The 26083-nt window shown below is 48.6% G+C and carries 30 protein-coding genes and 1 riboswitch; of the genes, 18 read left to right on the top strand and 12 right to left on the bottom strand.

All coding sequences use genetic code 11. The features are described from left to right. The first annotated feature begins 34 nt into the window (after positions 1–34). On the top strand, positions 35–901 hold the full coding sequence (locus KQI_RS0126265; RefSeq protein ID WP_010349889.1) for a helix-turn-helix domain-containing protein: 867 nt from the start codon (positions 35–37) through the stop codon (positions 899–901). Positions 902–967: 66 nt separating this feature from the next. Here the strand turns inward: KQI_RS0126265 and queF are convergent, their stop codons facing one another. The 6 genes from queF to KQI_RS0126235 all read right to left on the bottom strand — a co-directional run bounded on the left by queF (position 968) and on the right by KQI_RS0126235 (position 5389). Then, a complete protein-coding gene (queF, locus tag KQI_RS0126260) occupies positions 968–1465 on the bottom strand; it encodes a preQ(1) synthase (RefSeq protein WP_007429143.1) in 498 nt (165 codons plus the stop codon). A 439-nt stretch (positions 1466–1904) separates the two neighbouring features. Next, positions 1905–2786, bottom strand: coding sequence for a 7-carboxy-7-deazaguanine synthase QueE (gene queE, locus KQI_RS0126255; RefSeq protein WP_010349888.1), 882 nt, complete (start codon positions 2784–2786; stop codon positions 1905–1907). Next, positions 2779–3270 carry a 6-carboxytetrahydropterin synthase QueD gene (gene queD / locus KQI_RS0126250; protein ID WP_010349886.1) on the bottom strand — a complete coding sequence of 164 codons (492 nt, stop codon included), beginning with the start codon at positions 3268–3270 and terminating at the stop codon, positions 2779–2781. Before queD ends, queE begins: the two co-directional genes overlap by 8 nt. Continuing rightward, entirely contained in the window at positions 3263–3946 is a 684-nt protein-coding gene (queC, locus tag KQI_RS0126245) for a 7-cyano-7-deazaguanine synthase QueC (protein ID WP_010349885.1), read from the bottom strand. Before queC ends, queD begins: the two co-directional genes overlap by 8 nt. Positions 3947–4080: 134 nt before the next feature. Next, positions 4081–4124: riboswitch (PreQ1 riboswitch) on the bottom strand. An 87-nt stretch (positions 4125–4211) separates the two neighbouring features. Further along, on the bottom strand, positions 4212–4916 hold the full coding sequence (locus KQI_RS0126240) for an AIM24 family protein (protein WP_010349884.1): 705 nt from the start codon (positions 4914–4916) through the stop codon (positions 4212–4214). 32 nt (positions 4917–4948) lie between these two features. Continuing rightward, positions 4949–5389, bottom strand: a complete 441-nt coding sequence (locus tag KQI_RS0126235; RefSeq protein WP_010349883.1) for a hypothetical protein — start codon at positions 5387–5389, stop codon at positions 4949–4951. A 311-nt stretch (positions 5390–5700) separates the two neighbouring features. On the opposite strand from KQI_RS0126235, the gene KQI_RS29060 reads away from it, so the two are divergent. The 3 genes from KQI_RS29060 to KQI_RS0126220 all read left to right on the top strand — a co-directional run bounded on the left by KQI_RS29060 (position 5701) and on the right by KQI_RS0126220 (position 7897). Continuing rightward, positions 5701–5856: a hypothetical protein gene (locus tag KQI_RS29060; protein WP_010349882.1), complete on the top strand. Its 156-nt coding sequence runs from the start codon at positions 5701–5703 to the stop codon at positions 5854–5856. A 224-nt stretch (positions 5857–6080) separates the two neighbouring features. Next, on the top strand, positions 6081–6848 hold the full coding sequence (locus KQI_RS0126225) for a hypothetical protein (RefSeq protein WP_010349881.1): 768 nt from the start codon (positions 6081–6083) through the stop codon (positions 6846–6848). A gap of 71 nt (positions 6849–6919) precedes the next feature. After that, positions 6920–7897 (top strand): helix-turn-helix transcriptional regulator, encoded by a 978-nt coding sequence (locus KQI_RS0126220; protein ID WP_010349880.1) that lies wholly within the window; start codon positions 6920–6922, stop codon positions 7895–7897. Between the two features lie 46 nt (positions 7898–7943). On the opposite strand, the gene KQI_RS0126215 is transcribed toward KQI_RS0126220, so the two are convergent. The 4 genes from KQI_RS0126215 to KQI_RS0126200 form a co-directional block, all read right to left on the bottom strand. Further along, entirely contained in the window at positions 7944–8615 is a 672-nt protein-coding gene (locus KQI_RS0126215; RefSeq protein WP_010349879.1) for a 3'-5' exonuclease, read from the bottom strand. A gap of 197 nt (positions 8616–8812) precedes the next feature. After that, complete coding sequence (locus KQI_RS0126210; protein WP_010349878.1) at positions 8813–10720, bottom strand: 5'-nucleotidase C-terminal domain-containing protein; 1908 nt, start codon at positions 10718–10720, stop codon at positions 8813–8815. A 237-nt stretch (positions 10721–10957) separates the two neighbouring features. Next, on the bottom strand, positions 10958–11383 hold the full coding sequence (locus KQI_RS0126205) for an ImmA/IrrE family metallo-endopeptidase (RefSeq protein WP_010349877.1): 426 nt from the start codon (positions 11381–11383) through the stop codon (positions 10958–10960). Positions 11384–11394: 11 nt separating this feature from the next. Further along, entirely contained in the window at positions 11395–11868 is a 474-nt protein-coding gene (locus KQI_RS0126200; protein WP_029390352.1) for a helix-turn-helix domain-containing protein, read from the bottom strand. Between the two features lie 278 nt (positions 11869–12146). Between KQI_RS0126200 and KQI_RS0126195 the strand changes: the two genes are divergently transcribed. Then, complete coding sequence (locus KQI_RS0126195; protein ID WP_010349875.1) at positions 12147–12623, top strand: ArpU family phage packaging/lysis transcriptional regulator; 477 nt, start codon at positions 12147–12149, stop codon at positions 12621–12623. 228 nt (positions 12624–12851) lie between these two features. Here KQI_RS0126195 and KQI_RS0126190 read toward each other — a convergent pair whose 3' ends face one another. Next, positions 12852–14411, bottom strand: coding sequence for a multicopper oxidase family protein (locus KQI_RS0126190; protein ID WP_010349874.1), 1560 nt, complete (start codon positions 14409–14411; stop codon positions 12852–12854). 145 nt (positions 14412–14556) lie between these two features. After that, positions 14557–15468 carry a dihydrodipicolinate synthase family protein gene (locus tag KQI_RS0126185; protein WP_010349873.1) on the bottom strand — a complete coding sequence of 304 codons (912 nt, stop codon included), beginning with the start codon at positions 15466–15468 and terminating at the stop codon, positions 14557–14559. Between the two features lie 403 nt (positions 15469–15871). Between KQI_RS0126185 and KQI_RS29590 the strand changes: the two genes are divergently transcribed. From KQI_RS29590 to KQI_RS0126115, 13 genes are all read left to right on the top strand, one after another. Next, positions 15872–16006: a hypothetical protein gene (locus KQI_RS29590; RefSeq protein WP_277813541.1), complete on the top strand. Its 135-nt coding sequence runs from the start codon at positions 15872–15874 to the stop codon at positions 16004–16006. Next, the gene (locus KQI_RS0126175; protein ID WP_010349869.1) at positions 16003–16863 is read left to right on the top strand and encodes a hypothetical protein; all 861 of its coding nucleotides are present in this window, start codon (positions 16003–16005) and stop codon (positions 16861–16863) included. The genes KQI_RS29590 and KQI_RS0126175 overlap by 4 nt, the downstream gene beginning before the upstream one ends. Positions 16864–16873: 10 nt before the next feature. Beyond that, entirely contained in the window at positions 16874–17092 is a 219-nt protein-coding gene (locus KQI_RS0126170; protein WP_010349868.1) for a YqzN/YkzM domain-containing protein, read from the top strand. Positions 17093–17094: 2 nt separating this feature from the next. Continuing rightward, positions 17095–18561, top strand: a complete 1467-nt coding sequence (locus KQI_RS0126165; RefSeq protein ID WP_010349866.1) for a phage tail sheath family protein — start codon at positions 17095–17097, stop codon at positions 18559–18561. A gap of 123 nt (positions 18562–18684) precedes the next feature. Next, complete coding sequence (locus KQI_RS0126160) at positions 18685–19092, top strand: phage tail tube protein (protein ID WP_007429163.1); 408 nt, start codon at positions 18685–18687, stop codon at positions 19090–19092. 100 nt (positions 19093–19192) lie between these two features. Next, a complete protein-coding gene (locus KQI_RS0126155) occupies positions 19193–19627 on the top strand; it encodes a phage tail assembly chaperone (protein WP_007429164.1) in 435 nt (144 codons plus the stop codon). Between the two features lie 176 nt (positions 19628–19803). Next, positions 19804–21801, top strand: coding sequence for a hypothetical protein (locus KQI_RS0126145; protein WP_010349863.1), 1998 nt, complete (start codon positions 19804–19806; stop codon positions 21799–21801). 45 nt (positions 21802–21846) lie between these two features. After that, entirely contained in the window at positions 21847–22488 is a 642-nt protein-coding gene (locus tag KQI_RS0126140) for a LysM peptidoglycan-binding domain-containing protein (RefSeq protein ID WP_029390351.1), read from the top strand. Then, the gene (locus tag KQI_RS0126135; protein WP_010349861.1) at positions 22485–23462 is read left to right on the top strand and encodes an XkdQ/YqbQ family protein; all 978 of its coding nucleotides are present in this window, start codon (positions 22485–22487) and stop codon (positions 23460–23462) included. Before KQI_RS0126140 ends, KQI_RS0126135 begins: the two co-directional genes overlap by 4 nt. Beyond that, a complete protein-coding gene (locus KQI_RS0126130) occupies positions 23455–23862 on the top strand; it encodes a hypothetical protein (protein WP_010349859.1) in 408 nt (135 codons plus the stop codon). The genes KQI_RS0126135 and KQI_RS0126130 overlap by 8 nt, the downstream gene beginning before the upstream one ends. Next, a complete protein-coding gene (locus KQI_RS0126125; RefSeq protein ID WP_080572183.1) occupies positions 23849–24319 on the top strand; it encodes a DUF2634 domain-containing protein in 471 nt (156 codons plus the stop codon). Before KQI_RS0126130 ends, KQI_RS0126125 begins: the two co-directional genes overlap by 14 nt. Next, complete coding sequence (locus KQI_RS0126120) at positions 24319–25470, top strand: baseplate J/gp47 family protein (RefSeq protein ID WP_010349857.1); 1152 nt, start codon at positions 24319–24321, stop codon at positions 25468–25470. Before KQI_RS0126125 ends, KQI_RS0126120 begins: the two co-directional genes overlap by 1 nt. 61 nt (positions 25471–25531) lie before the next feature. After that, positions 25532–26083 carry a putative phage tail protein gene (locus tag KQI_RS0126115; RefSeq protein WP_029390350.1) on the top strand — a complete coding sequence of 184 codons (552 nt, stop codon included), beginning with the start codon at positions 25532–25534 and terminating at the stop codon, positions 26081–26083.

Below are 26083 nucleotides of genomic sequence, written 5' to 3'. Positions count from 1 at the left end.
GTTGATTACTCATAGCTGGTTGATGAGGTGTCGTATGAAAAAAATATATGAGCATATTGAAATAGACAGAAGAAAAATGATTAATCTCTTTATGTTTCAATCAACAGATACAGAAAGAGTCATCCCCATGCATTTTCACAGCAATATGGAGTTAATCTACTGTACAAGTGGAAGTCTAAAGGTGTGGCATGAAGGGAAAATAACCATTTTGCTGGAGAAGGATGCATTGTTCATTAATAGCAATGTGCCGCATTCCACACAGAGCATTACGGAAAACCAAGTCGTTGTATTGCAATTTCCAGACACTTTTTTTGCCAATGAACAAGTAATCATACATTTAAACACGCAAGAGAAACAAGTTGAAGAACCTATACTCTCTAAATTAAGAGGGTTGTTTATGGATATATATGAGCTACATATCTCCCAAGGCAAATACGACTATATTTTAGAGCAAAGCCGAATTATTGAGCTTAAATATTTGCTCGTTAATCATTTTAGTCAGGCAACAGGCATACCACCGGAGGTATTTAGTGAAAAGCAGCGAAAGATCAAGACAATCATGGATTTTATTAAAGAGCATTATAATGAAAATATCAGCCTGGCCAAAACGGCTCGAATATGCGGTTATTCGGAGGCCTATTTGTCGAGAATGTTTCATGAATATACAGGTCAGACGTTTACGGAGTACAAGCAAATTCTTTGTTTGGAAAAGGCGATCGATTTATTGGAAACAACCAATAAGTCACTTACAGAAATTTCTTACGAGGCCGGCTTTCCAAACGAGAAATCTTTTAGAAAAGCTTTTAAGGAAGTTATGGGTAAAACACCTTATGAATACAAAAAATCAAAATTTGATATAGAGCCATCCTCCCCTTCGCAAATACCAAGGGGCTGTCCCTGAGTCATTTTAAGACTTTTACAGGACAGCCCCTTGGTATTTTTACGCTGTGTCAGGAGAGCTATGAGCTTATCGGTTATCCACCGTCTCCGGGTACATATCATGATTCATCATGCGATGCTCAGCCATTTGCTCATACTTGGTTCCCGGTTTGCCGTAGTTCGTATAGGGGTCTATGGAGATGCCGCCGCGCGGCGTGAACTTGCCCCACACTTCGATATAACGCGGGTCCATCAGCTTGATCAGGTCATTCATGATGATGTTGACGCAGTCTTCATGGAAATCGCCGTGGTTGCGGAAGCTGAACAGGTACAGCTTGAGGGATTTACTTTCTACCATTTTAATATCGGGAATGTAGCTGATGTAGATAGTTGCAAAATCAGGCTGTCCTGTAATCGGGCACAGGCTGGTGAACTCCGGGCAATTGAATTTTACAAAATAATCGCGGTATGGGTGTTTATTATCAAAGCTTTCAAGAATGGCGGGATCATAGGCAAAGGTGTATTGTGTGCCTTGATTGCCAAGCAGGGTAACGTCGGTCATTTCTTCAGGTTTTCTTCCGGTCATGTTGGGTTAGACTCCTTAAGATTAGTTGGGTAAACGAGATGGGAGTTATGGTGGTGAAGGTTCGGTTAGGAGGTCGCTCCGCGGAGGATTTGAGCTTCCGATCGCTGTTGAAATGGGATTCTTTCTGATAGTTGAAAGATGTATAGGTTAGAATCCCATTTCAAAGGCGAACGCTAACGCTTCTCCAGCTTCAAATCCTCCGCTCCGCTGCCGACCGCCGTTAACCACCCTAAAGTCCCTACTCGTTTATATGTGGGGTGGGGCAGAAGTGAATAGTGTTCGCTCCTTATATTTAAGGAGCGAAATTTTGTGAGAAAACCCGTCCTCACGGACGAGGCTTTCTCTTGTTCTGTAACTTAGATGTCGGAGGTGTACTCGACGAATTTGGCGTGTCTGTGTATCACCTACAGGCCCATACGGAATATATTACATTTAAGTGCTATACGCCGCGTTTATTGCCCCATACAAGGGTGTGGAGCTGCGGGAGTACTCTTACGTCGTTTAGTCGGGAATCGTCCATGACACGGTCGATAAGCCATTCATAACGATGCAATAGGGATTCCGCAATCTGTTCCGTGTTCTCCGTGTTCACATCTGGGTTACCGGTCTGGAGAAACAGTGGTACATGTGGATAGCGCTCGTGAACGGTGCGTGCATATACTAGATCTGTATTATCGAATATGACGACCTTCAAGCTGCATGCTCCATGGTAGAATCTCACTGATTCATTAGCAGCTTCCTCCGTGCATGCTGCGGTTGAGACGTGTGCCGCGGACATGGACTCTCCGACCGTCTTCCAATCATTCCTTTTCCGATTCGACAGACGGCCGACGATATCATCCAGCACGTCCCAGTTGGTCGTCATGCCCGAGCTGGGCGGCTTGGGGGACAAGGTTACTTCGTCGATATCGTACAGCCAATCCTGCCAACGGGAGCCTTGCGTTTCAACGGCGGTGGCAATGCCTTGACTGCGCAGCAGGGCGACCAGCTCCCCAAGCTGTGGCAGCAGAGCCGGGTTGCCTCCCGAAAGGGTCACATGCGAAAAGCGTTCGCCGCCGATGGCCTTCAGCTCCTGCCAGATATCTGCGGCACTCAGACGACGGATTTGATCCTTGGCGCTGCCGTCCCAAGTAAAGGCGGAATCGCACCACGAGCAATGGTAATCGCAGCCTGCGGTGCGAACAAACATCGTTTTACGTCCTATGACCATGCCCTCTCCCTGAACGGTGGGACCAAACACCTCCAGTACGGGGATGGGAGCTGTTTGGGTCACATGAGAGGGCGTTGTTGTTTGATGAGCTGTCACAGTATGATTATTCATCCAGCATCCACTCCCGTCTGAATTCGGCGTAGCTGGTAGGTGTCTCAAACAGCCGCACAAATTCGGTACGCCCACCCTCCACGCGGGAGCGGTATGCATCCGAGGTCAGGGCGGACTCCATTTGCTCAAAGATCCAGACGACCATATTTTCCGCAGTTGTATTCATCGGGGGCAGGGTCTCATTCAGGTAACGGTGATCCAGATAAGGCTCGATTCGTTCTTTCCAGATCGTTTTAATGTCTCCAAAATCCATCGTTAGACCCGTCTCGCCCGGTATGCCGCTTATACCAAAAACGACGATATAGGTATGTCCGTGCAGATTTTTGCATTTGCCTTCATAGCAGTGCAAATGATGTGCTGCATCAAACGTAAATTGTTTGCTGACTAGTACGCGTTTGCGGTGATAGCGCAGCTGAGCGTGTTCAATGTCTGTCCCGAACTGCTGGAGCTTGTCGACAATATGAAAGATACCCGGTTCACGCATGGCCTTCAGCTCCTTGGGACGAAGCTCCGCGAACCGCAAGATACTGCTCCAGCCCGGCACGGCGAAGTTTGCAGGCAGGGCATTCGCCACAGCCATCGCCAATGACGCCGTTATAGCACGTTAGTGTACGGGTTCTTACAAATTCAAAAGCTCCCAGTTCATCGGCCATTTTCCAGGTTTCAGCCTTATTCAACCACATGAGCGGGGTATGAATCACAAAGGGATAGTCCATCGAAAGGTTGAGTGTGACGTTCAGCGATTTGATAAAAGAATCCCGGCAATCAGGATAACCACTGAAATCCGTCTCGCAAACGCCAGTAATGATGTGGCGCGCTCCTTTTTGCTTGGCGAGCACTGCTGCGAAGCTCAGGAACAGCAGATTGCGACCGTCTACGAATGTACTAGGCAGTTCGCCTTCCTCTTGCGTAATGTCAATGTCGGTGCGTGTGAGGGCATTAGGGGCTAGTTGATTGAGCAGGCTCATATCCAGCACCGTTTGCGGAACACCCAGCTTGTGAGCAATTCCGGCGGCTACTTCGATTTCCTGCTTGTGACGTTGACCGTAATCGAAGGTTACGGTTTCTACTTCGGCAAAATGCTTTTTCGCCCAAAATAAACAGGTGGTGCTGTCTTGACCGCCGCTGAATACGACGACCGCTTTTTCGTTTGCAAACATAAAAAAACCTCTCGATCTTCTTGGAATGGTGTAAGACACAGCGTCTTGTCACTTGGAAGAAGGAGAGTTCTTGAACCGACTTCAACAAAAAACAGGCCTTGCCCCGCGAGTTCATTTTTCATACGGAGGACAAAGCATCGTTAGTTTTTTATAGAGGGAGTTCGCGAACCTCTCCCATGCATGATGCATGGATTTTCTTCATTATAATGCCGGCCACGTGGACCGGCTGCTATACAGATAGCATTGCCATTATAGCATGGCAGGGCTATTTGATAAACACTCCGCCAAAGGGAATAACTTCCCTTAAAAATCGTTTGATCACGCCATCGTCGTTCATATCCTGCTGGAGACGTCGATGATGCTCCCCGGCGTGAAAAAGCACGGAACCCTGTCCAGTCATTTTAAAATGATAGTTCATATGCTGGCTGGCCAGATGGTTGCCGTACACGGTCAGCTCCAGTTTGGCGTTTTCGGGATAGGCGATGACGCTGCTCGCATCGACATATATCGGCTCTGTCGGATGAAGCTGCTCCTGGCATACCAAACCCTGAGTCAAAAGACCAATTTGACCCACACCGTCAAATTTCATTTTAATAACATCGCGGCTGAACAGCATGTTTTTCATGCTCAGCAGCTTGGTACGCATATGGATCCCAGAGCTGTACCAGAACAGGTTGCGAAAATCGTATAGCAGATCATCGCCTCCTTCAAGCTCAATCATTTTGAGGCTAAAGCCGGGCGGAAGTGCGGCAATCAGACGACAAGCCCCTGTAAAATCGGCCTGAATCAGCTTGTGCTTGCGGTACATGCCTTTGATATTCATCAGCTTGTCACTGCGGCCTGAACTGGGGCCACGGTAAGCGATAATTTGCTGCGGATGCAGAACATGCAGCTTTTCCCCCTCCGCCAGATTGAGCGTTACAACCGAACCGACGCTTTCATCATGGTATTGCCCTGCTTGTATGTCCATTCAGACGTTTCTTCCTTTCAGGCAGTTAGTATCTAGTATCTTCCCGAACGTCGACGCATCCCGTAACGCAGCAGGCGGATACCTACAAAATAACCAGCCAGCAGGATTACAGCCGTGATCAAAAGTATCTTATTTCGGTGTGAAGCCTGATCGCGCTGGGTTTGAAGATTTTTCAGCTCAGTAACTGTGTCGGTCAGCTTGCGATTTTGCTCCAGCAGCTGTGCGTTTTGCTCTTGATAGGCTTCTATACTGCTGCGGGCCTTTTGCAGATCTTCCTGTGTTTGTCGGTAGCCTTCCTTGAGCTGATATACATCGCCGGGCAGCCGGGAAAATTGCTCAAAGCCTTGGTATACATCGTCCCAATAGGCGGCCTGCGCTCCGGGCGCACGAGTTAACCCAAAAATAAAGAGCAGTGCAATAACAGCGCAGACAACACGGCGATAGAAAGCAATACGGCAAGTTTGTCGTGCCAAGAGTTGTTCCCCCTTCTGATACACCAAGATGTTAGATGGTACACATCATTACCCATATCTCATGGTTACGTACAGAATAATGATTAGGATGCAGATTTTAGAATAAACGGACGATAATTACGGGAAAAAAATTATCCAAAAAAGTCGATATATAAGTTTAAGTGTACCGCAAAAAGGGGATATCAAGGAAGCATCTGCCTTCCGATATTTTTCCCGCCGTGTGTACCCGAAACCTTCAATAAATGATCGCGCTTAAATCGAACATCAGAACTGAAAATATAGGAAGAAAGATATAGAAGGAGAAATGAAAGATGAACAAGAGAGAGCAAGATTATAAAATTCTAAAAATCACGGTCAATGGAAAGCCATTATCGAAAGAACTCATAGTGGATAGTATTACTTTTGCGCCAATATCCGATATTTGCACAAAAACGAACGTTTCATTAACAGAACCTCCAAATTCGTAAGTTTGTAATATGGAACCAGCCTATAATGTAGCCCGGCAAAAGTCGGGCTATTTTTGCGTTTTTATGCAATTTGAATGGGTTAAATTGTTATTTTTCGAAGCAGGTCCCCTTTCATAAAGATTGCTATGTATAATTTTCACAAGCAAACGTATGTTCCCTGACAATATAGTGTCAGATAACACTGTTAATTTAGAGTTACATGTTCTTTTAGGGGGAAATTACCAGTGGTAAAGTCAATGGTTAATGTAACATACACATGGGACAAAGAGTCTATATCTGCGAGTGGGGCCGAACAAGTAAATCTGCTGATAGAATGGGGCTATGGAGCTATCCGTAAAAGAAAAGGGAACCTAGTACCGAAAACGGTGGGATGTGACCTTCAACTCCGGTTCATCCCAGAAAACGGGGTAAGTCTACTAAAAGTCGAAGGAGTGAGACTCGGTTTCAAACGCTCAGAAGACGGAGATTGCATGTTGATTCACTGTGGAGATGTGCGGCGGGGAAAATATAGACAGGCTGTTTTGACGTTCTCTATACCGGCTCACTCATCTGGGAGACATACCATTGGATTGATGGAGTGGAGCTGGCGCAAGCCATCTCAGGAAAAGCGAACGCTGATCCGGACGGACCAGATATACATCAATTACACGCATCATCTGGGTCTGCTGAGCGTTCCACCCCATCCGATGGTGGAAAAATACATAAAGCTGAATGAGACGTCTACGATTGTAAAAAAGGCATTGCGTATGTACGAGAAGGGTGAGCATGAGCGAGGTGCGTTTATTCTTAACAGACAAGCAGACGAATTACTAATACGTGCAGCAAGAACCGATGATATGGATTACATGAAGGAAGCAGAGTTACTTCTAGCCATACGCAATAAATGGGATGAGACTTTTGTATCATTTGCTTCCTATAGTTCTAAAGGCCTATTCGATCAATCTATATCGGCAGAAAATGTTTCGTTTGACGAAACTAACACTTTGGAATAGGTGATTATGCTAGTTTGTTTGTGTAACGTAGTGAGTCTAATTTACTATCTTTTTGTAAAGGAGAGACTTCCTTGACTGATCGTTTAATACGTTTAATGCGGATTATTACTATTGTTCAGGCCAATCCGGGGATATTGGCAAGAGAGCTTGCGGAACGTTGTGAAACATCAGAACGTACCATCTACCGGGATATGGAGGCGCTTAGTGCTATGCATATTCCAATTACGAATATGGGGCATGGCAAAGGGTACATTTTTATCAGCAATTTTGCTTTGTATCCTCTGAATTGGACGGAAGAAGAGGCAGAGGCTTTTGGCAAGCTGGGAGATATTATGGAAACGGTGAAGCCTCTTTTGCCGCCGGCTTTTGAAAGTGCTTATGAGAAGGTGATGGCCTCTAGTCAGAAAAAAAAGATAGACCAGACGAGCTTCGCGCAGGAGATGAAAAATATCATTCGGCTCGGCTCGACACTTGATCGGGAAAACCAGCCCTATCTGCTCAGGCTGATTGTTTTGGCAAGTCTAACGCAGCAGACCATTGAAGCGGAATACAGCTCACCTCAAAATGAAGATGTGTCACTGGTTCAGGTAGATCCTTATTGTTTGGTGCCGCAGGATCGGCGGTTTTATATGCTTGGTTTTTGTCACAAGCAATCTGCCATGAGAACCTTTCGAATCAGCCGCTTTCGGAATATGAGAATTCTGCCGTATACGTTTCAAAAAAATACGACGGAGATGGAAATGTTTTTTAAAGGGACCTGGTCGGTTACCAAGGGAAATCAAAACATTCGCTTTGTGGTGCGATTTTCTGCCGGATCTGTATATCGGGTCAAGGAAGAGGAATTGTTCATCAAGCCTTTGCTCAAGGATTTGCCGGATGGAAGCTTGTTGTTTGAGGTGACGGTCAATCATGACCGTGAATTTCTGGATTGGCTCACCTCGTATGGAGCAGAGGCTGAGATTCTGGAGCCTTTGCGGTATCGTAAGCGGATGCAGGAAATGCTGCGGACCTGGGGGGCATTTTATTACGATAAAAAGGCGGGAAATTAAGAATAACAGGGGGAGATCCCCCGGAACGGGCCGGGGAGCTATCCGCTTAATGGTCCTTAAACAGGTTGGCGAGATTGCCAAATGGGCTGTAATGCTCCTGTTCTTCCTCCGGTGAGGAATATACGAGCTTTGAGCCTCGGCTTTCCTCATCGTCAGCAGCGTTATTTACTAATGTAATGCGATCAAAAAGGTGCATAAAAACCTGAGCGGTGTTTATGGCATCATCCAGTGCACGGTGCTGCTGACCGTCAAAGTCAATGTGGCACAATTCCAGCGCCTGAGACAGACTCAATTGACGATATTTGCCGCCTGAGCCAAACAGACGGGAGATTGGCTTCTGTATATCATTCGTATTATGAATCCATCCAAGATCTACATGATGGGTACGACAATGGGATACCAGCTTTTGGCGGTCATCCGGTCCCCATGCACACAAATAATAGGATGAATCCGTACCGAGCCAGGCAACAAATTGCTTCACAGCTTCGGGAAAGAGTGGAGCGGCATCGATATCTCGTTGAGTAATGCCCGTGAACTGAACGGTATCTGTAGACAGTACAGGTCGATTTGAGGGTCTTACAAAACTGTGAAACGTATCTGCAACGTATAGACCATCGTCTCCCTGAACGACCTTGACAGCACCGATATCAATGATTTCAGAGGAATATCTGGCGTTACGGCTAACAGTAAATTCAAGATCATAAATAATGTATTGCATATTTGGACTCCTTCCACACACCTGACTGGTCCCGATAGACACCGGGATGAACGTTCTCTGCCCGAATGGCTCTTCTCCATCATACCTCTCGGCCTACAACTTGTCAGCGGTTAAAAGGTTCGCTTTTAAAAAAAATATGCGATGTCCAAATGAGCCTGGACTATCGCATACTTCAAATCTTCTGACAAACTATTGAATTAGGCCGGGAGGTTCAACTTTTGCCCCGGATAAATGCGGTGAGGATTTTTCAACTTGTTCAGCTTTTGAAGCTGTTGCCAGGTGGTACCGTGTTTGCGGGAAATGTCATATAACGTGTCCCCGGATTTCACAACATACACATGGCTATTTGCAGCTTGGGCAGAAGCTGATGCTTGCTGCGGTTTGGCTGTTGGAGTTTTTGCGGGCACCGATTTCACTGGTGCTGGTTTTGCTGGTGCTGGTTTGGCAGCCGGAGTAGAGACAGCTGGTGGTTTTTCCTGCACGGGTGCTGGTGTTGCAGTTGGTGCAGGCTGTGTGGCCGGGACGGAGGCATTCCCGTCTGCCTTGGCCTCTTGGATGCGGCCGTCTGCTTGTGCTTGCAGGCTGGCGGAGCCAATCTTCTGCATATAGCGGATTAACGCCTCGTCCAGCGATCCGAACATACCTGCCTGCGGATATTTAGCAAACATCGTATATTGGTCACCGCCTACAGCAGTAAAGTCATTGGTGGCCAATGTGTACGTCGCCTCAGGATCAAGCGCCTTGCCGTCGATCAGAACAGAATGAACGCGGCTTCCTTTGGCTGCGGATGTGTCTATTTTAAACGAGATGCCTGATACCTGCGGAAAACCTCCGCTTGGCTCCGGATAGGCGGCTGTGCCATTCTCAAGCGCTGCCTGGATGTCAGAGCCTTTCACTTTCAGGGTAACAATCTGATTTCCGAAAGGCAGCACGGTGATGATGTCTCCCTTGGTTACCGTTCCCGCCTTGATGGAAGCCCGGATGCCGCCGCCGTTGGTTAAAGCTGCGTCTGCTCCCGTAACATCACGCATCGCATCGGTGAGCAGATCACCGAGATTCGTTTCACCCGCACGCACCTTTTCGCGAGCTCCTTCCAGATCCACACTCGTTTGAGTTACAACCTCTTTAAGAATAGGTTCCTGGTCTTTTTGGATGGAGGCGATCAATGCAGCAATATCAGCGTTGGGCTGAACGCCCGCTGCCTGAGCCGAGTCAATCAGCTTGGCTTGCTTTTGGGTAACCTTACCACCATCGACCCATAGGTCCACAACACCCAGATACTTGGTATATTCACCTGCGCTGGCGATCAACGTACCGTTGTCACCGACCAGCCCTTTTTCGAGTACAGTATGGCTGTGTCCATCGATGAAAATATCAATGCCGGGCACTTCTTTAACGACCTTGAGGCTGGTGTCCTTGCTGGATGCATCCTGTCCCAAATGACCAAGAACCACGACGACATCCACTTTGCTGCGGATTTCGTCTACAGCTGCTTTGGCTTCAGCCGCAGGATCGGTGAACTGAATTCCCTCCACATTTTTGGGATTGGTCTTATAGGCTGTTTCAGGTGTAGTCAGACCGATAATGCCGATTTTAACGCCATCCACTTCCTTTATAACATACGGTTTGAACAATCGTGTTCCGTCCGTTTGCTTAATATTGGCGCTCAGCATGGGGAACTGAATCTCCTTGCTTAGCTCAACCAAATGCTTCCAGCCATAATTAAACTCATGGTTGCCCGGAACCATTGCATCATAGCGCAGCTTGTTGATCACTTTCACGATACTCTCACCGTTGACCAACGTAGCGAAGGTCGTTCCATGAATGGTATCCCCGTCATCCAGCAGCAATGTATTGGGATTGGAAGCGCGATATTGGTCGATGATGCCTGCCAGCTTGGCGAAGCCCATTTCCTTGTCGTTTGCGACCACGTGGGCATGGGTATCATTCGTATGTAGGATGGTGATGTGCTTGCCACTGACTGGAGCCGCCGCCTCATTCGCTGTTCCCGCATTGGCTGCCGGGTCCGCTGCCGCTGTACCAAGACATCCGAACAGAAGCGCGGCGGTCGTCAAGAGTGACGAAAGTTTTTTCCATGAATTCATGTTGTTCCTTCAACCTCCTAATAAAATGAATGAATTAGAGCAACCGCTTACGTCCACATTTTATCAGATGATTGTAAAAATAACTTCTATTTTATATTAAAGCACTAATATTTTTTGATATATCGGTTGTTAAAGCCGTCGTCAAATTACCTATATTGAGGAGGAAGTAATAAGCAGTGACTAGATTTAAGGGTCGGGAATTGAATTTTGTAAAAATCCAAGCTATTGAAATAAGAGCTAATGTTCTATTTTATGGTCAAAAAAAAGAGCAGTCTCTTTGGGCAGCCCAATCCGGGGCAAATAGTGCTCCAGTGTTTCGTCAGCCCGTGGAGGTTTTCCCTCGCTCAACAAAAGTACGGCAAAACGGTTGGCCTGCTGCTCGAATTTTCCCGGAGAAAAGTAGGAATGCTCTTCTATAAAAAAGCGGCTGATGCCTTTATGCAGTCGGTCATGCCCCAATTCATGCGCGCAAACAAACCGTTTCCATTCCGGTGTAAGGCCATCGTGGATGACGATAAATTTTCTGCGCAGCTTGTGGTAATACAGCCCTTTGGTGGTGGAACCCAGATCGCAATAACGGATATGGATACCCAGCGCTTTTGCAATATCAAAAGGGCAGTTGGTACGGTATTTTCGGACGAGTTTGTGAATGAGTTCTTTCATACGATCACCTGCTATCCTTGATCTTTGCCCGCCCGGGGCTCTTGGGGCTTCTTGTGCTTGTTCATTTGCTTGGCTTCCCAGAACAGACCTGTTAACACATCCTTGATCCGTTGACGGTCAGTCTCATCCAGCGGAATGCCGTCGAACATTAATTCGTCGTCTTCCTCCAGCATTTTTTTGAAATCCCGGCGGTCCTTGGAGGTTGCCCAATCCGGCACAGTAGAACGATAGGGTTCGTGTGAATGCTGCTCTATTGAATCGTCGTCTTCCCAATACCCGGCGACCTTCATCATTTCGGTATAGGATACGTCGAGTGCGTCCGCTATTTTGCGGAGAGTAGAGGGCTTGGGGACTCCACGCAGCCCGTTTTCAATGCGGGAAATTTGTGAATTACTAATGCCTGCGGCATCTGCCAATTGGTTAATGCTCCATTGCTTTTGCTCACGCTGTTGCTTTAAGTAGGTTCCAAATGCTGGCTGTTCCACAAAGGAGGCTCCCTTCTGCAATAGAATCATAGATTGGTCCCATTATACCATTAGGTAAAGAGCAAAAGCACGTAATATGCCAAAAGGCATAGAAAAATAAAGCGAACATCCTGTTTTTGGGAGCATACCGCTTTTTTTGACGATGGATAGAAATTCTAAATAATGCTATGTTATACTCAAGATGCGAACAAAATACGAACAAAATGTAAACAAAAAAGTTGTGATCGCTAAAAATTACATCATTGTCAAAAGGCATAAGATAAGGAGTGCTGCTGTACATGAAAAATAACTTACCCGAATTGGATCGTCGCAAAACGCAGAATGCATTGGAGGGCGTATTTGAGAAGTACCGGATCTATAAAACGATAACCTTTATGGACCGGGAAAGCTTTATCACGGCTGGCTATACGGATCGACCGAACGGTCCAACGAATGTGACCAGCGATCCGACAGCCCGGACAGCCGTATATAATGTAGATGCTCCTGCCGCCCGCCTGGCCTATTGCGAAATGGTAGATGTTGTAGTCAGTCGCTTGAATGAACGCGAACAGCTGCTCATCCGTGAGCGTTATTTAAAGGATGACGATGTGTTTGATTACAAGGTTTACAACTATGTACTGGACCCGCCGGTCAGCAAGGATACGTATACGAAGCTTCGCACGCGCGCTTTTTACAAAATGGCGCTTGCGCTGGCGGACCAAGGCGTTTTGAATCTGGCAGGCTTGCAGAAGGGCGCGGATCGAAAACTGGGTTAGTAAATAACACGAGGTGGAGGATTATTTTACGAAAAGCGACGGTTTAGTTGAGGTTGTGCTTGATAAGGATGCTCTCCAGGTATGCTTTAAATATTTATCATTCATTGACGTGAACTGTATCATGGCCGCCTTTTTAATGAACTGTACCCCAATTGTTAGACATAACTAACAACTGGAGGTGCAGTTTTTTATGCCAATTGGAGGTCAGTTCAAGTCTTTTTGAACGTATTATTTTCTTCTTGGGATTCCCTTGCCGCGGACGACTCTCATGGGCCTCATCATATCATAGTCCTCGTGCTCCAGAATATGACAGTGCCAAGCGAAAAGACCTGTAAAGGGAACGAACTTGGCTATGATTTTGGTGACTTGGCCCGGGTTCGCCCGGACAACGTCTTTCCATCCCCGTTCATTGGCCGCAGGGGGGGTGGCCCGGCCCGTGTAACGAATTTTATTGGTCTTATTATAGAAATTCACATCGAATGGCCTGCGGCTGAGCACTTGGAACTTTACCAGATGCAGATGCATCGGATGCGTGTTCGTACCGGGGTTGACAAAGTTCCATACTTCAATGGAACCGAGAACAGGTTTCTCTGTCACCGGAGCCTCAAAGCCTCTGTTATTCAGCATCTGAACATCCCTGCCGTATTTGTCTGGCGCTGAGCTTAGCTTGAGCCATCGTACTCGACGCGCCTTGGCGGGCGACAAACGGGGGATGACGTTTAATTTGGCGGGGATGCGGCTCTTATCGGGTAAGGTTAGATGACGGCCTACCCGGAATTGCATGATTTTTCCCGTCGTATTGGGGTTCGGCAATGTTCCTCCCGGGAAGGGCGCTCGCGCATGGTTGGTAAGCACGATGTTCTGCCCTTTGTGCTTCGAAAAATCAATGATCACATCCGCTCGTTCGCCTATGCCGAGAGTGATCTGTTTCACCTGTACAGGTCTGGTCAGCAAGCCTTGATCGGATCCGATTTGTATAAAGGATTGTCCGGAACTAGGCTTTATTTGATAGAAGCGGGAGTTCGAGCCGTTAATGATTCGGAACCGATATTTTCTTGGTTCCACATTCAAAAATGGCCATACGGTCCCGTTGACCATAATAGTGTTGCCAAAGAAATTTGGAACGATAGAAGGGTTGACTCCTTTTACCGGAGGCGTTGTATTACTTGGGTAGAACAGTTGCCCATTCTTCTTGAATGACCTGTCCTGGAGGATGAGCGGGATATCAAACTTTCCTTTTGGTAGCGGCAGAGACGCTTCATGAGCATCCGTTAGCAGGTAGGCCCCGGACAAGCCGGCATACAGATTCAGGCGGGTAATCGCCAAGGCGTGGTCGTGATAGAACAAAGTGGCTGCGTTTTGCGAATTCGGATACACATATACCTTGCGTCTGAACTGGGGGCCGACTACCTTGAAGTCGCGGCTGAACCAGGCTGTAGGGTATCCGTCGCTTCCTTGACGGGCTACTGTACCGTGAAGGTGAACGACGGTCCGAACTTCGGGGACATTAGGGCCAGCTCCTGGAATCGTTTTGTCGACGGGCAACAGATGCTTGAGCGGCAGCTTATTGATCCATTTCACGTGAATCCGCTCGTTTTTGCGGGCGTGGATGGTAGGTCCCGGGGATCTTCCGTTATATCCCCACACGGTTGTAAGCGGCAGGTCGCGGTGCAGCCTTTGCTTAAATTGAGTCATTTTCACTTGATAAAAGGTCCCTTTCGAGCCGCGGCGAATCGGTTTTAGAGTCGGCGGGATGGCCAATGGGGTTACAAATTTTTTAAGCGGCATAGCGTATTCCTCCTATCCAGCATTAGTAACATGGCTAAGGCGTATGCCCTCAGGCCACTTGTGATATAGTCTTATGTCGAGTAGGAGAGAGGCGAACCGTACAGTTGCCTAACACTCTGCCTAAATTGAATAAAGTGCGTCCAATCTACATAACTTTCCATGATCCTTCAATAGATTGAATGTCTGTAAGTACGGACTTCAGATATGCCCTGGCTGATAGATTCAGTGGTTGTAAGGGTAGAGGGAGACTGGTACCTGAAATCAAGCCACTGATTTCTGCTGCTGCCGAAACAACGCGAAGGCTGCCATATTGACGAAATAACAACCAAATCGGTTCAAGCCGCGCTGAGAGACATTCTGCTTCGTCAGCACAACCGTCGAGGGCCAATCGGGTCATTCTTAGGCATGTTTTTGGAAACAAGCCACCCAGAACGGAGTACCATGCTTCACAGCCTGCATTCAAGCCGGTGGCTGCAAACGGATCCCCGCTTACGCCGATCGTTACATGGGAAGGAATAATCGCTCGCAGTTTACTAATGCGTACCTTGGCTGCTTCAGGTTCTGAAGGCACTCCAGGAATCTTGATCGAACGAACATGGGGGAGTTCAGCAATTCGGCCGTGCAGTTCATCACTAAAATGAAAATGCGTAGTCCCTGGATTATCATACACGCAAAGCGGAACAGAGAGCGTACTTGTCACCTGTTCATACAACAAATATACCTCTTCATTCGTTAACGCTTGGTAAGAAACAGGAGCCAACAGCACTACGCTTGCTCCTGCTTTTTGCGCGTCTTCTGCTAATCGAAGCACGTCTAGCGTGCGAATTGCACTTATGCTTGTCATCACGGGAATGCCCTCGGCGGAACCGACGGCAAGATGCAAAACGCCAAGACGCTCTTCCCGGCTAAGATAGGCGTAGTTCCCTGTCGAACCTAGCGCACCGATGGCGTTTACTCCAGCTGCAACCAATCGTTGGATTAGTTTTACGTATTCTTTTTCGTTAATGCCTGCCTCATTCACTGGGGTCAGTGGAAAAGCGGATAATCCATGGAACATCAAGCTACACTCCTTTGATTGTTAGCCTTCAAAATGCATCCAAATTATAAAAAACAATTGGACTTACTTAAATAGCCATTTCTGAAACAGATAACTAGGCCAATTTAAAGGGAGGTTATTTTTTGAGCCTTGTTGGCATAGAGGTTTAATACTGTTTTAATGATGGGAACGTTTGTTTGCAAAACACCCCCTAACTTCATCCCTAGTCTCTGCTTTTATCGTCCATTTCTCCGGCAACGCATTCGTTATTAGGGTGTAAGATTATATCATCGGGAATCAAGACAAGAGAACATACCGAAGACACACACAGTCAAACGTTAGCCGGCCATCAGGGCCGGTTTTTTCATGCGGTGATCGTCTCTACTGGTTCCCGGGATTCGTTGTACAGAAAGGAGGAGTCGTGTTGCCTATGCAAGGGATGCTGCAATACATGAGTATGAGGCTGCGCCGGCTGAGAACACGAAAGTGGAAAAAAGCATGGCTGGGCAGCCACAACATGCGAGTGCAGGATGGGCAAAGGCGGCATGCTGTAGGATGAGACAAGCCTTTAAGCAAAAGCTCATTGAAATTGTTCCGGCGCTACAAGGGCGTGTTTACGATGTTCAGCCACCGTCGCAGACGGTAGAGGAACCGTATGCCGTTATGGCGCTGGGCGAAGAAATCTGGAAGTCTTCCTGGGCCGGCTACCGGCAGGTTGTCCGCATCAAGCTGTACGCAGGACAAGCCGGGCTGGCGCAGGCCGATGTCTGGGCGAATGCCCTGATTGCCGGGCTGCACCGGGAACCAGTGACAGGCCAAGGTGAGGACACGTCGGCTTTTACCCCGCACTATTTGGGCGTGCGAGATGCGGAGAAGCTGGACACCGTCACGGGCAAGGCCTATAGAACGCTGCGCTTTGGCGTGTATGTGCCTGAAACGGAAGGGAGCTCAGTCCCTCCGGCAAATGGAACTGCACAGCCGGATGAATGGCTGGCAGCCCTGACCCGCTGGACACAAAAGCAACTGGACGAGACGTGGTCGGTATACGCCGATGCATGGCCCGCACAGCCGGGACGGCACGCGGTTTTATGGCGGTTGAGCGGCTGCGAGACCCGGATGGCGGGTGCCTCCATGTATGAGCTTCGCAAACGGTTCATCGGACATATCATTGCTCCAGACAGCGCTGAAGAGAACCGCGCAGCTTCCGCGCTGGTCGAGGGCTTTGCGACTCAAATCCAGCTTCCACTGGATCAGGACAAGGGACGTTATATGTCTACGGACGAAGCTTCGGCCGATTTGCAGGCGGATGCGATTTTAGATGGTCAGCTCCGGCTGACGCTGGTACAGCGACGTATGCGCCCGGCTGATGAAGCGGCGTTGATTCGCAGAGTGGAAATTCATCCTGTTTTGAAATGAGGTGGTCTGAGTGACCTTTGAAAAAAATGAGAAGGCCCCGTTAAATGCCGGGCAGGAAGCAGGCGGCCCCCGCTATACGCTGGAGGAGCTTAAGGAGCACGCGGAACCATTGTTTTCCGTGAAGGAAGAAGTACTGGCAGGTGCCTTTTTTGGTGAACAGGACAAGCTGTTCACGGTAGCAGAAGCACACACTAAAATCGAACAATTTATGAAAGCGAAGGTGGACTAATTATGGCAGGCGGAACATGGGAAAACACGAATAAACCGGTATTACCGGGTTTGTATATGAACTTTCAGGCAGCAGCAGCTTCAGCGATTCAAGGTGGATCACGCGGTACGGTCATTGTACCCGTCAAGGCGAATTGGGGACCTGTACGTGAGTTTGTAGAGATTGGCAGCGAAACGGCCATTAACCAAATCTTCTCCGGCGACAGTGAGGATGGTGCGACAGCCTATTCCACACTGTATCTGGCTCTGCTGGGCGGTCCGAAAAAACTGCTCGCTTACCGTTTGGCAGATGACACGGCTGCTGCAGCATCCGTAACGCTGAAAAGCGGTGGCGCGACACCGACGGATGTGCTGCGTTTGCAGGCTTTGTACACAGGCAGCCGCGGTAATGGTTTTGCTGTAACTGTACAGCCGACTTTGGGTGACGAGCAGGCACGTGAAGTACGCCTTTATGAAGGAACCAAGCTGCTGGGCACGTACAAAGGCAGTGACGGAACGGCTGCTTCGATTGCCGAAGCCATTAACAAAAACAGCGAAAACGTATGGGTGAAAGCCGAGGTTGTCGGCAATGGCGGCATTCCGGCGGATGTCAGCGGTGTACACCTCACTGGCGGCAACAGCGGTAATAGCAAGCTGGTCAATGCCGATTACATCGCCATGCAGGAAGCGCTTGAAGGACAGGAATTTAATGTACTGGCGCTGGATTATGCAGCCGATATGGCATTGCTGCAAAGCTTTGCCGCCTGGATCAAGCGTGTCCGGGGCGAAGGCAAAGGCGTAATCGCTGTATTCGGCGGTTCTGCGGCAGATGATGTGTCCAAAACGGCTGTCAGCGTGGCCTCACAGCGTTCCCTGGCGCTGAATCATGAAGGCGTCGTGAACGTCGGTACGGGTGTACGACTGGCAGGTACGGACTACAGCTCCGCTCAAACGGCTGCTTATGTAGCTGGACTGATCGCAGGCCAACGTCTGAATCAATCCGCGACGTATGCGGTTACGCCTTTTGAGGACGTGACCCGCCGCTGGACACGTTCCGAGCAGGAGCAGGCTGTCCGTAACGGGATCTTCCTGTTGTTCTTCGACGGCCGTCAGGTCAAGGCGCTGCGCGGAATCAACAGCTTGGTGAACCCGGCTGCCGGTCAAAACAATGCATGGAAGAAAATCCGCTCCATCCGCGTAATGGATGCGATTAACGCTGACTTGCAGCGTGCAGCCGAAGAGACTTATATCGGCAAAATCAACAACACGGTGGAAGGTCGTCTGGCCCTGATCGGTGCAATCAAAGAATATCTGGCACAGCTTTCGCTGAGCAATGTTATTGAGGCGGATGGCTACGACGTTATTCTCGATCCGGCATACTACGGCGATGCTCCAATGATCAAACCAGAGCCAGATCAAGTGTTCCTGCAATGGAACGTGAAGCTGACCGACGTGATGGAGCAGCTGTTCGGCACATTTTACGTGCAATAAATAAACATGTTACGTGCATAAGCATTGTGCGGCAATTCAGCAGGACTGAATTCGTTTTTTTAACAGCAAGGATTTTGGTAAATCCCAAACTATATTATGGATTATTTTGAGGAGGAAAAAGAAATGTTGGATGCTTCAAGAGTTATTTTAGGTACGTATGGTCAGGCGCATGTGGACGGGGTGTGGCAGACGAATATTAACAAGCTGGAAGCCAGCGTGGAAATGGAAAAACGCGAACTGAATCTTGTGGGCAATGAGTGGAAGGTGCACAAGCGCGGTATCAAAAAAGGGACGGGAACGATGAGTGGCTACAAGGTCACTTCTGATATGATTCGTCGTGGCTTTAACCGTTTTGAGATTATTACCAAACTGGATGATCCTGAAGCCTTTGGACATGAAAGTATTCGTCTCATCCGTTGCACTCCTGACAAAATCCAGCTTGCCAACTGGACAGCAGGTGAGGAAGTACAGGAAGAAACAACCTTCACCTTCGAAGGCTATGAGCTGCTTGATCCGATTGTGGCGAACTAATTAAAAAACGGGGGAGGGGGTGCTGTCAGGCATTCCGTTCCCCAACTACAAATAAGGATTTTGCAAAATCAATAAAATAAATAATAAGGGAGAATGACTTATGAGCTTGAATGAAAATATGACAGAAGAACAAATTTTGGACAGCCTGTTTGAAGCTGCTGAAAAGCTGCCGGAGGAAACGGTTCGCATCAAGCGTCTCGATATGAAAATTGTGCTGCACGGTCTGACCTCCAGCAAGGTAGACAGCATTCGTGAACGGTGTACAATTCGCCGTACCGTGAAGGGTGCAGTGGATGAAAAGGTAGATACCGAGACGTTCAACGCCCTGTTGATTTCGGAAGCTACCGGCAAGCTGGAAGTGAAGGGCTTGTCCCTTAACGGCTGGGGTGATCCCCGGATTACAAGCCGTTTGAAGCTGTCCGGTGGCGAACAATCTGTCCGTCGTATGCTGCTGGCGGGTGAACTGGATGCGGTAGGAGATAAGGTACTTGAGCTGTCCGGCTTTGGCGTTGAGATTGCTGATCTAAAAAACTAATCGGCTCCGGGGGAATGACGACGATGCTGTACCATATGTGGGTCCGGCACCACCTCCGCCCCGGAGACTTTTGGCGGCTTCCCCGCGGCGAGCGTATGCTGCTGCTGGCGTTTGCTGAGCAGGAAATGGACAGCATGGCAGCTTCAAAAGCATAAACAAGGAGGTGAACATGATAGATGGCAGAAGCATTAAATTACCGCATGAACCTTGTGATTGATCCTAAAAACGTCATTAAGGCGAACCGCGAATTACGCGCAATGGAACGCTATTTTGAGCGGATTCAAGGGCGTGTTCTGAAAATTGGCCGTACTCGCATGGCCCCGGAAATTGTGCTGAACGATATGGCCTCCAAGGGCTTGGATAATCTGTTGAATAAGATTAACCGGGTCAAATCCCAGATTATTAACGCCTCGGGGAATGTGGATTTGAAGGTGAAAAGCAGCAGTAGTGTGTCCATTGAAGGTGTTGATTCTCTTGTAAAAGCGCTAAATAGTAATACAAGTGCAATTAAACTTAAAGCTTTATTCAAAGAAGACAAACCTAAACCAGAAGAAGAGAAAAAACTTCCAGCGTGGGCTGAGAAACTACAAAAGGCATATGAACCTGTCAAGGTTGTACAGGATGTATACAAAGGAGTTACTGGTGAGGATTTAAGTCTTCAAACGTTTAAAAAGATGCCGGCCGCTTTTATGGAGACCAAACAAACGTGGAAGGAAGGCGGAGCAAAAGGAGTACTTAAAAAATTCTTTTTTCCGGATAAGAAAGAAGAGGCGGCAGAAGGAAACGCTGAAGGTGCATCAGGCAATAAAGACCTTTCGGAGATTAAAGAATTAATTAAAAAATTAATTCAAGTTACTTCAGATAGATCTACTGGCGGCGGATTTGGCGGCGGCAATGGTCCAGGAAGAAGAGGCAGACGTTCAGGAGGCAGAAGGTCCGGCAGCAGAGGCGGCGGTCGTCGGTCTTCGGGTGGTCAAAGAGATTTTAATTCAAGAGCCGGGGATATTGCAAGGAATAATACTAGAGATCAAAGCTCAACACGAGGAAACAGAAGCGGACGACAAAGCATCGCAGGCTCTGCAGAATCCAATCCCCGAATTAATCCTAACCGAAGAGTTCCAAGTCCAAGAAATAATCCGAGAAATTCTCCGAGAAATTCTCGTGGTCGTCGCTCTTCCAAGTCTAGTGGTGTTCTTGGCATTGTAGGCGGCTTGCTAACTGGTGAAACAGATATAGATGCTTCCTCTGTTCTGGATATGGTGAAAGACAGCGGATTAGTTGAAAAAGTGAGTAAAGGCCTTGGCGTAAGTAAAAAGCTCATTAGTGGGCCTTTGGGAGTTCTGGCAGATGCAGCAAGCATAGCTACATCAGCTCCGGGCAAGGAACGCGCACAAGCGATTGGTTCCACTGTAGGTGGGGCCGTTGGGAGTTCGGTAGGGGGAGCAATAGGGACATTTTTGCTTCCAGGTGTTGGTACTGCTGTTGGCTCATATGTAGGCGGTTTAGCCGGTGACTTCTTAGGTGGTAAAGTGGGCGGTTGGATTTCAGATCATGGCTCTGAAATCAAGGAAAAGGCCTCCAAAGTAACAGGCTGGCTGTCTGACCAAACCAAAGCCTTTGGTGATAGCATTTCTAACTTCTTTTCTTTTGGCGGAGATGACAAGCCTAAGAAGGAAGTAAAACCGCCCGCAGTTCCCAAGCCTGCTGTACCACCTCAACCGGTTGTAGCCGTGGCCGCTAAACCATTACCACCTATGCCGCCTTTCCCTGGCACTCCAGCCGTATATGGACCTATGCAGCCAGGTGCAAAAGGTGTTCCTAATCCTTACGGACCGATGGCTATCGCTAACCAGGGTGTAAATCCAAGCCCACTGCTAAATACTGCGGCTTATGCGAACAATGGAGCCAAGGCTAAAGGTAAAGCTAATGGTAATCCGACTCCTCAAGTGGTACAGATCAGTCCTGAACAAATGGGAACACTGTCTGGCTTTTTGAAGGATTTTAAAACGGAAACCACCAACCAATTCAATCTTCCTGCGGGGGCTGTACAGGTCACTGTGCATGAAAACAAGCTGGATGTGGATGGGCTGATTACGCAAATTGGCTACCGTTTGAAAGCCGAAATCTTGCGGGCAACACAGAATACGAAGCCTGCGGGCGCTGGAGTTGTGTAATGCAGGGAATGGCAGCAATGGGGGAGGAGGTTATATATGGAAAATATGGAGTTTAGTTTGACGGATGGCAAGGGAAAAAAGTTTCAGTTTCCAGTAAACCCTGAGGAAGTGACGATCTCACGCCAAAAGGGATTTGATACGACGACAATTTTATCCTATGGGGAGTTTGATTTTCCGCAAGGAGAGAAGGTGAAGGAAATCTCCTTCTCTTCTTTTTTTCCCAAGGAGTATGATGAATCGTATTGTAATTATCAGGATATTCCCGATCCGCAGGAGGCTATGAATACGCTGAATGGTTTCTTGTTGTCCCAAAAGCCGCTGCGCTTCATTATTACGGGGACATCCGTGAATGTGCCTGTTATTGTAGCCTCTCATAATTCGACCTTTCGGGGCGGGGAATCCGGGGATGTGAATTTTGATCTTTCGCTGCGGACCTGGAGGGAAATGAAGGTATCCAAAAAAGCCGGCAGCGGCTCGAAGTCAGTGACAGTCAACAAAAAACCTCGTACAGATATGAAAGAAAAGAAAAAAACATATACGGTTAAGTCCGGAGATTCCTTGTCCAAAATTGCCAAGCTGGAGCTGGGAGACAGCTCCCAATGGAGTCGTATTTATCAGCTTAACAAAAAGGTCATTGGGCAAAATCCGAATGCGATTAAACCGGGACAAAAGCTGGTGCTATCATGAGCTATAAAGTCATTTTACAGGATAAATATGATTTATCGCCGCTTGTGGAAAATATTAATCTGAGGGATTCGCTGGAGCAAATCGCTTATCAGGGTACGGTCAATCTGGTCGTTACGCCCGATATGCCTGCCATTTCTCCAGGGATGTCGATCCGGGTCAGCGGGATTCCGTATGGCAAAAAAGACTATGTTCCCTTGTTGTCTCCAGCGGTGATCTGGGAAGTGGAAACCTCTAACAGCGGGCTTAAGCGTATGACGCTGACGTTATATGACCGCACGGTGTATTTGGACAAGTCAGAAGATGAATATTTACTTCCTGCCAAGCAGACGGCCACCCAGCGTTTTCAGAAATATGCGAGAGATTGGAAGCTAAAAATTGCATCATTGCCGGACACGAAAAAACAGCTGGGACGCGCGGTATACCGGACACAGTCCATTTATTCCATGATGCTGGGCGATCTGCGGGAAACGGCTAAGGCGGGCGGCAAGCTATATCATCCACGAATGATCTCTTCCGGCTTGGAGCTGTACGAGTTGGGAACGAACAAAGATGTGTATGTTCTGGAGAGAGTTACGGATACAACACAATCCCGTACACTGGAAGGCGCGGCTACGAGAGTAAAGGTGCTGGCTACGGCTGCCAGCGAAACAGGCAAGGAGGTTCCCTCCAAGGTGATGGCGATTCAGGAAAAGGATATTGCCAAATATGGAACCCTGCAGGTCATTGTGCAGGATGACGAGGTGAAGTCCGGTGCAGCGGCACGTGAGCTGGCGAAAAGCAAGCTGAGAGGCATACAGCAAACGATTTCCGTGAATGCGCCGGATATGAACACGATTCGAGCAGGGGACGCGGTGATGCTCGGTTCCATGAAGCTGCTGGTGATTTCCGTGAGCAGGGAATTAGGGAATCCCGGCAGCATGTCGCTGGAGTTGGGAACGTATGACGATGTAAAAAGGAGGTTTTATCTTGAATAAGGACCCCTACGGGCATTTGGTCACCGCTTTGCAATCCTCATTTCACAAGCATACCAAGCAAGCGCTGAGCGGAGTAGGCGCGGTACTCGGCACGATTACCTCCACCGGACTCAAGCTGGACGATTTTAAACATGAGCTTCAGGATTATCTGGTCGCTGAGCTGCCGGGGTTGCTGTCTGTGCCCCGCCATATGTATAAAGGCACCTCGACCTCGGTCGAATCAGAGAATTGGGAGGGCAAAGAGCTCAAAACTTCCTTTTACATCGGGGAGGACGAGCTGGAGGATGTGAATCTGAGCCTGAACGAAGGTCTTAAGCCCGGAGATCGTGTACTGGCCATTCGGGTGAATAGCGGTAACGATGTGGTTGTCGTGTGCAAGGTGGTGAATGGACGTGGCTAATCTATTTCCAGAAACAGATGATATGATCTGGACAGACACAGATATGACCGACCCGGATGTGCTGGAGGATAATCGTGCAGTATTTGGGCGAAGCTGGCGGTTTGATTTTGAGGCCGGGGAGTTTGTTATGAGCCCCAGTCGTAAAATTGTAGCCACAGGTGAAAAAGAAGCCTGGGTACAGTGGTGTGAAAAAGCCATTCGCACCCCTCGCTACCGTCATGTGATCTATTCCCCTGACTATGGCAGCGAGCTGGAGGAGCTGATTGGCAACAGCTATGGGCGCGGTGTGCAGGAAAGCGAAATTAAACGCATGGTCACGGAAGCGCTGCTGGCAGATGCCCGCACGGCCAGTGTGGATCAGTTCACATTTCGCTGGGAAGGTGAGGCATGCCATTTTAGCTGCCAGATTACGAACGTGCGGGATGAAACGGAAATTGTGGAAAGTGTGGTGATCTAATGGCAGACTTGCCGGAATATTTGGTAGACCAGACGGAAGAGGAAATTTTAAATCGGATGCTGGAAAAAGTGCCTTCGGACATTGATAAGTCCGAGGGCTCTTTTATTTGGGATGCGCAGGCTTCGGTAGCATTTATGCTATCCGAAGCGGCGATCTGGGCGCAGGAGCTGCTGCGACGTGGATTTGCCAGCACGGCAGCCAGCGACAACCCGGATTTTCGCTCGCCGGAGCTGGATTTGCGAACAGCAGAGCATGGGGTGACACGGCGAGAAGCGGTTGCCGCCTCAGGTACAGTCACGTTTACAGGCACGGCGGGAACGACCGTCCCGGCAGGAACGTTGGTAGCGACTCCGGCAGATGATGTATCCGGGGAAGCTTCTATTGAGTACGCGACCACAGCAGCGGTTACGCTGGATGAACAGGGGACAGGAACTGCGGCCATCCGGGCGATCAATCCCGGACGCAGCGGCAACGTGCCTGCAGGTGTCATTCAGGTGATGGCCACTCCGATTAGCGGGATTTCTTCCGTGATCAATACAGAGGAAACAAAAAGCGGCACAGACATTGAGAGCGACCAGCTGTTGCTGGAGCGTTTTTATGCCAAAGTGCGAAACCAGGGTACAAGCGGTAACAAAGCACAGTATACCCAGTGGGCGAATGAAATTGCCGGGGTCGGCGGTGTGGAGGTTGTTCCACTGTGGAAAGGACCGGGAACAGTAGGTTTATATGTGCTGGACACGGACAAACGGGCTGCCAGCCCGGATATCGTCGCCGCGGTGCAGAAGTATATTGATCCGACTCAGGATGGACAAGGCGAAGGGCTGGCACCGGCAGGTCCTGTGGTGACGATTATGCCAGCGAATGAAGTGGTGATTAACATTTCAGTCAAGGTGCAGCGTACCAAGGAAAAGCCGTCCACACTGGATGAAATCAAAAAGCTGATCGAAAGCGGTGTGCGGACTTATTTGAGGCAGCTTGCTTTTTACAAGGCAGATCCGTTGGTCCGGTATACCCGGATTTCTGCTGTTTTGCTGGACATTCCGATCATTATTGATTTCTCCGATCTGAAAATCAATGGACAGAGCAATCAGAACATTGAGATTGGAACAGGACAGGTGGCAGTGCTGGGGACGGTGAGTGTCAGTGAGTAACACAAACGATAATGATACTTTTATCAACCGGGTAGCGGTATCAGCGGATATAAAGGATCAAATGAGCAGCTTGCGAGGACGTGAGCTGTTTTCTCATTTGCCTGCCTACTATGAAACCTCACGTGTGATGCGTTCTGATATGGATGCGAAGGGCAGCGAATTGGACGCCTTGTATCTCGCAATGGATGCAACGGTGGGGCAGTTTTTCGTACGTACCGCCACGTGGGGATTGGAACGCTGGGAAATGGAGCTGGGTATCGAGACCGACCTGGCAAAGCTTTTGGATCAGCGACGCGCAGTCGTGGAATCGAAGCTGCGAGGGGCCGGAACTTTTTCCGGCCGGCTTGTCAAAAATGTAGCCGAAGCGTATGACGGAGGCACGGTAGATGTTACTTTTCACCCGGCTGAATGGGGATTCACGGTCAAATTTATCGATACCATCGGGATTCCGCCCAACGTGGATGACCTGAAGGCAGCCATCGAGGAGATCAAGCCTGCTCACATGGCAGTTGAGTACAAATTACGCTACCTGACCATTGCCGAGGTCGAGTCTATGACCCTCTATGAAAATGAACATACAACACAGGATAGATATCTGGGAGGTGGCGCATAA

It is taken from the genome of Paenibacillus peoriae KCTC 3763 (genome assembly GCF_000236805.1).
GTDB lineage: Bacteria > Bacillota > Bacilli > Paenibacillales > Paenibacillaceae > Paenibacillus > Paenibacillus peoriae.
The sequence above is the reverse complement of the archived record's forward strand: the minus strand, read 5'-3'. Positions and strand labels throughout refer to the sequence as shown.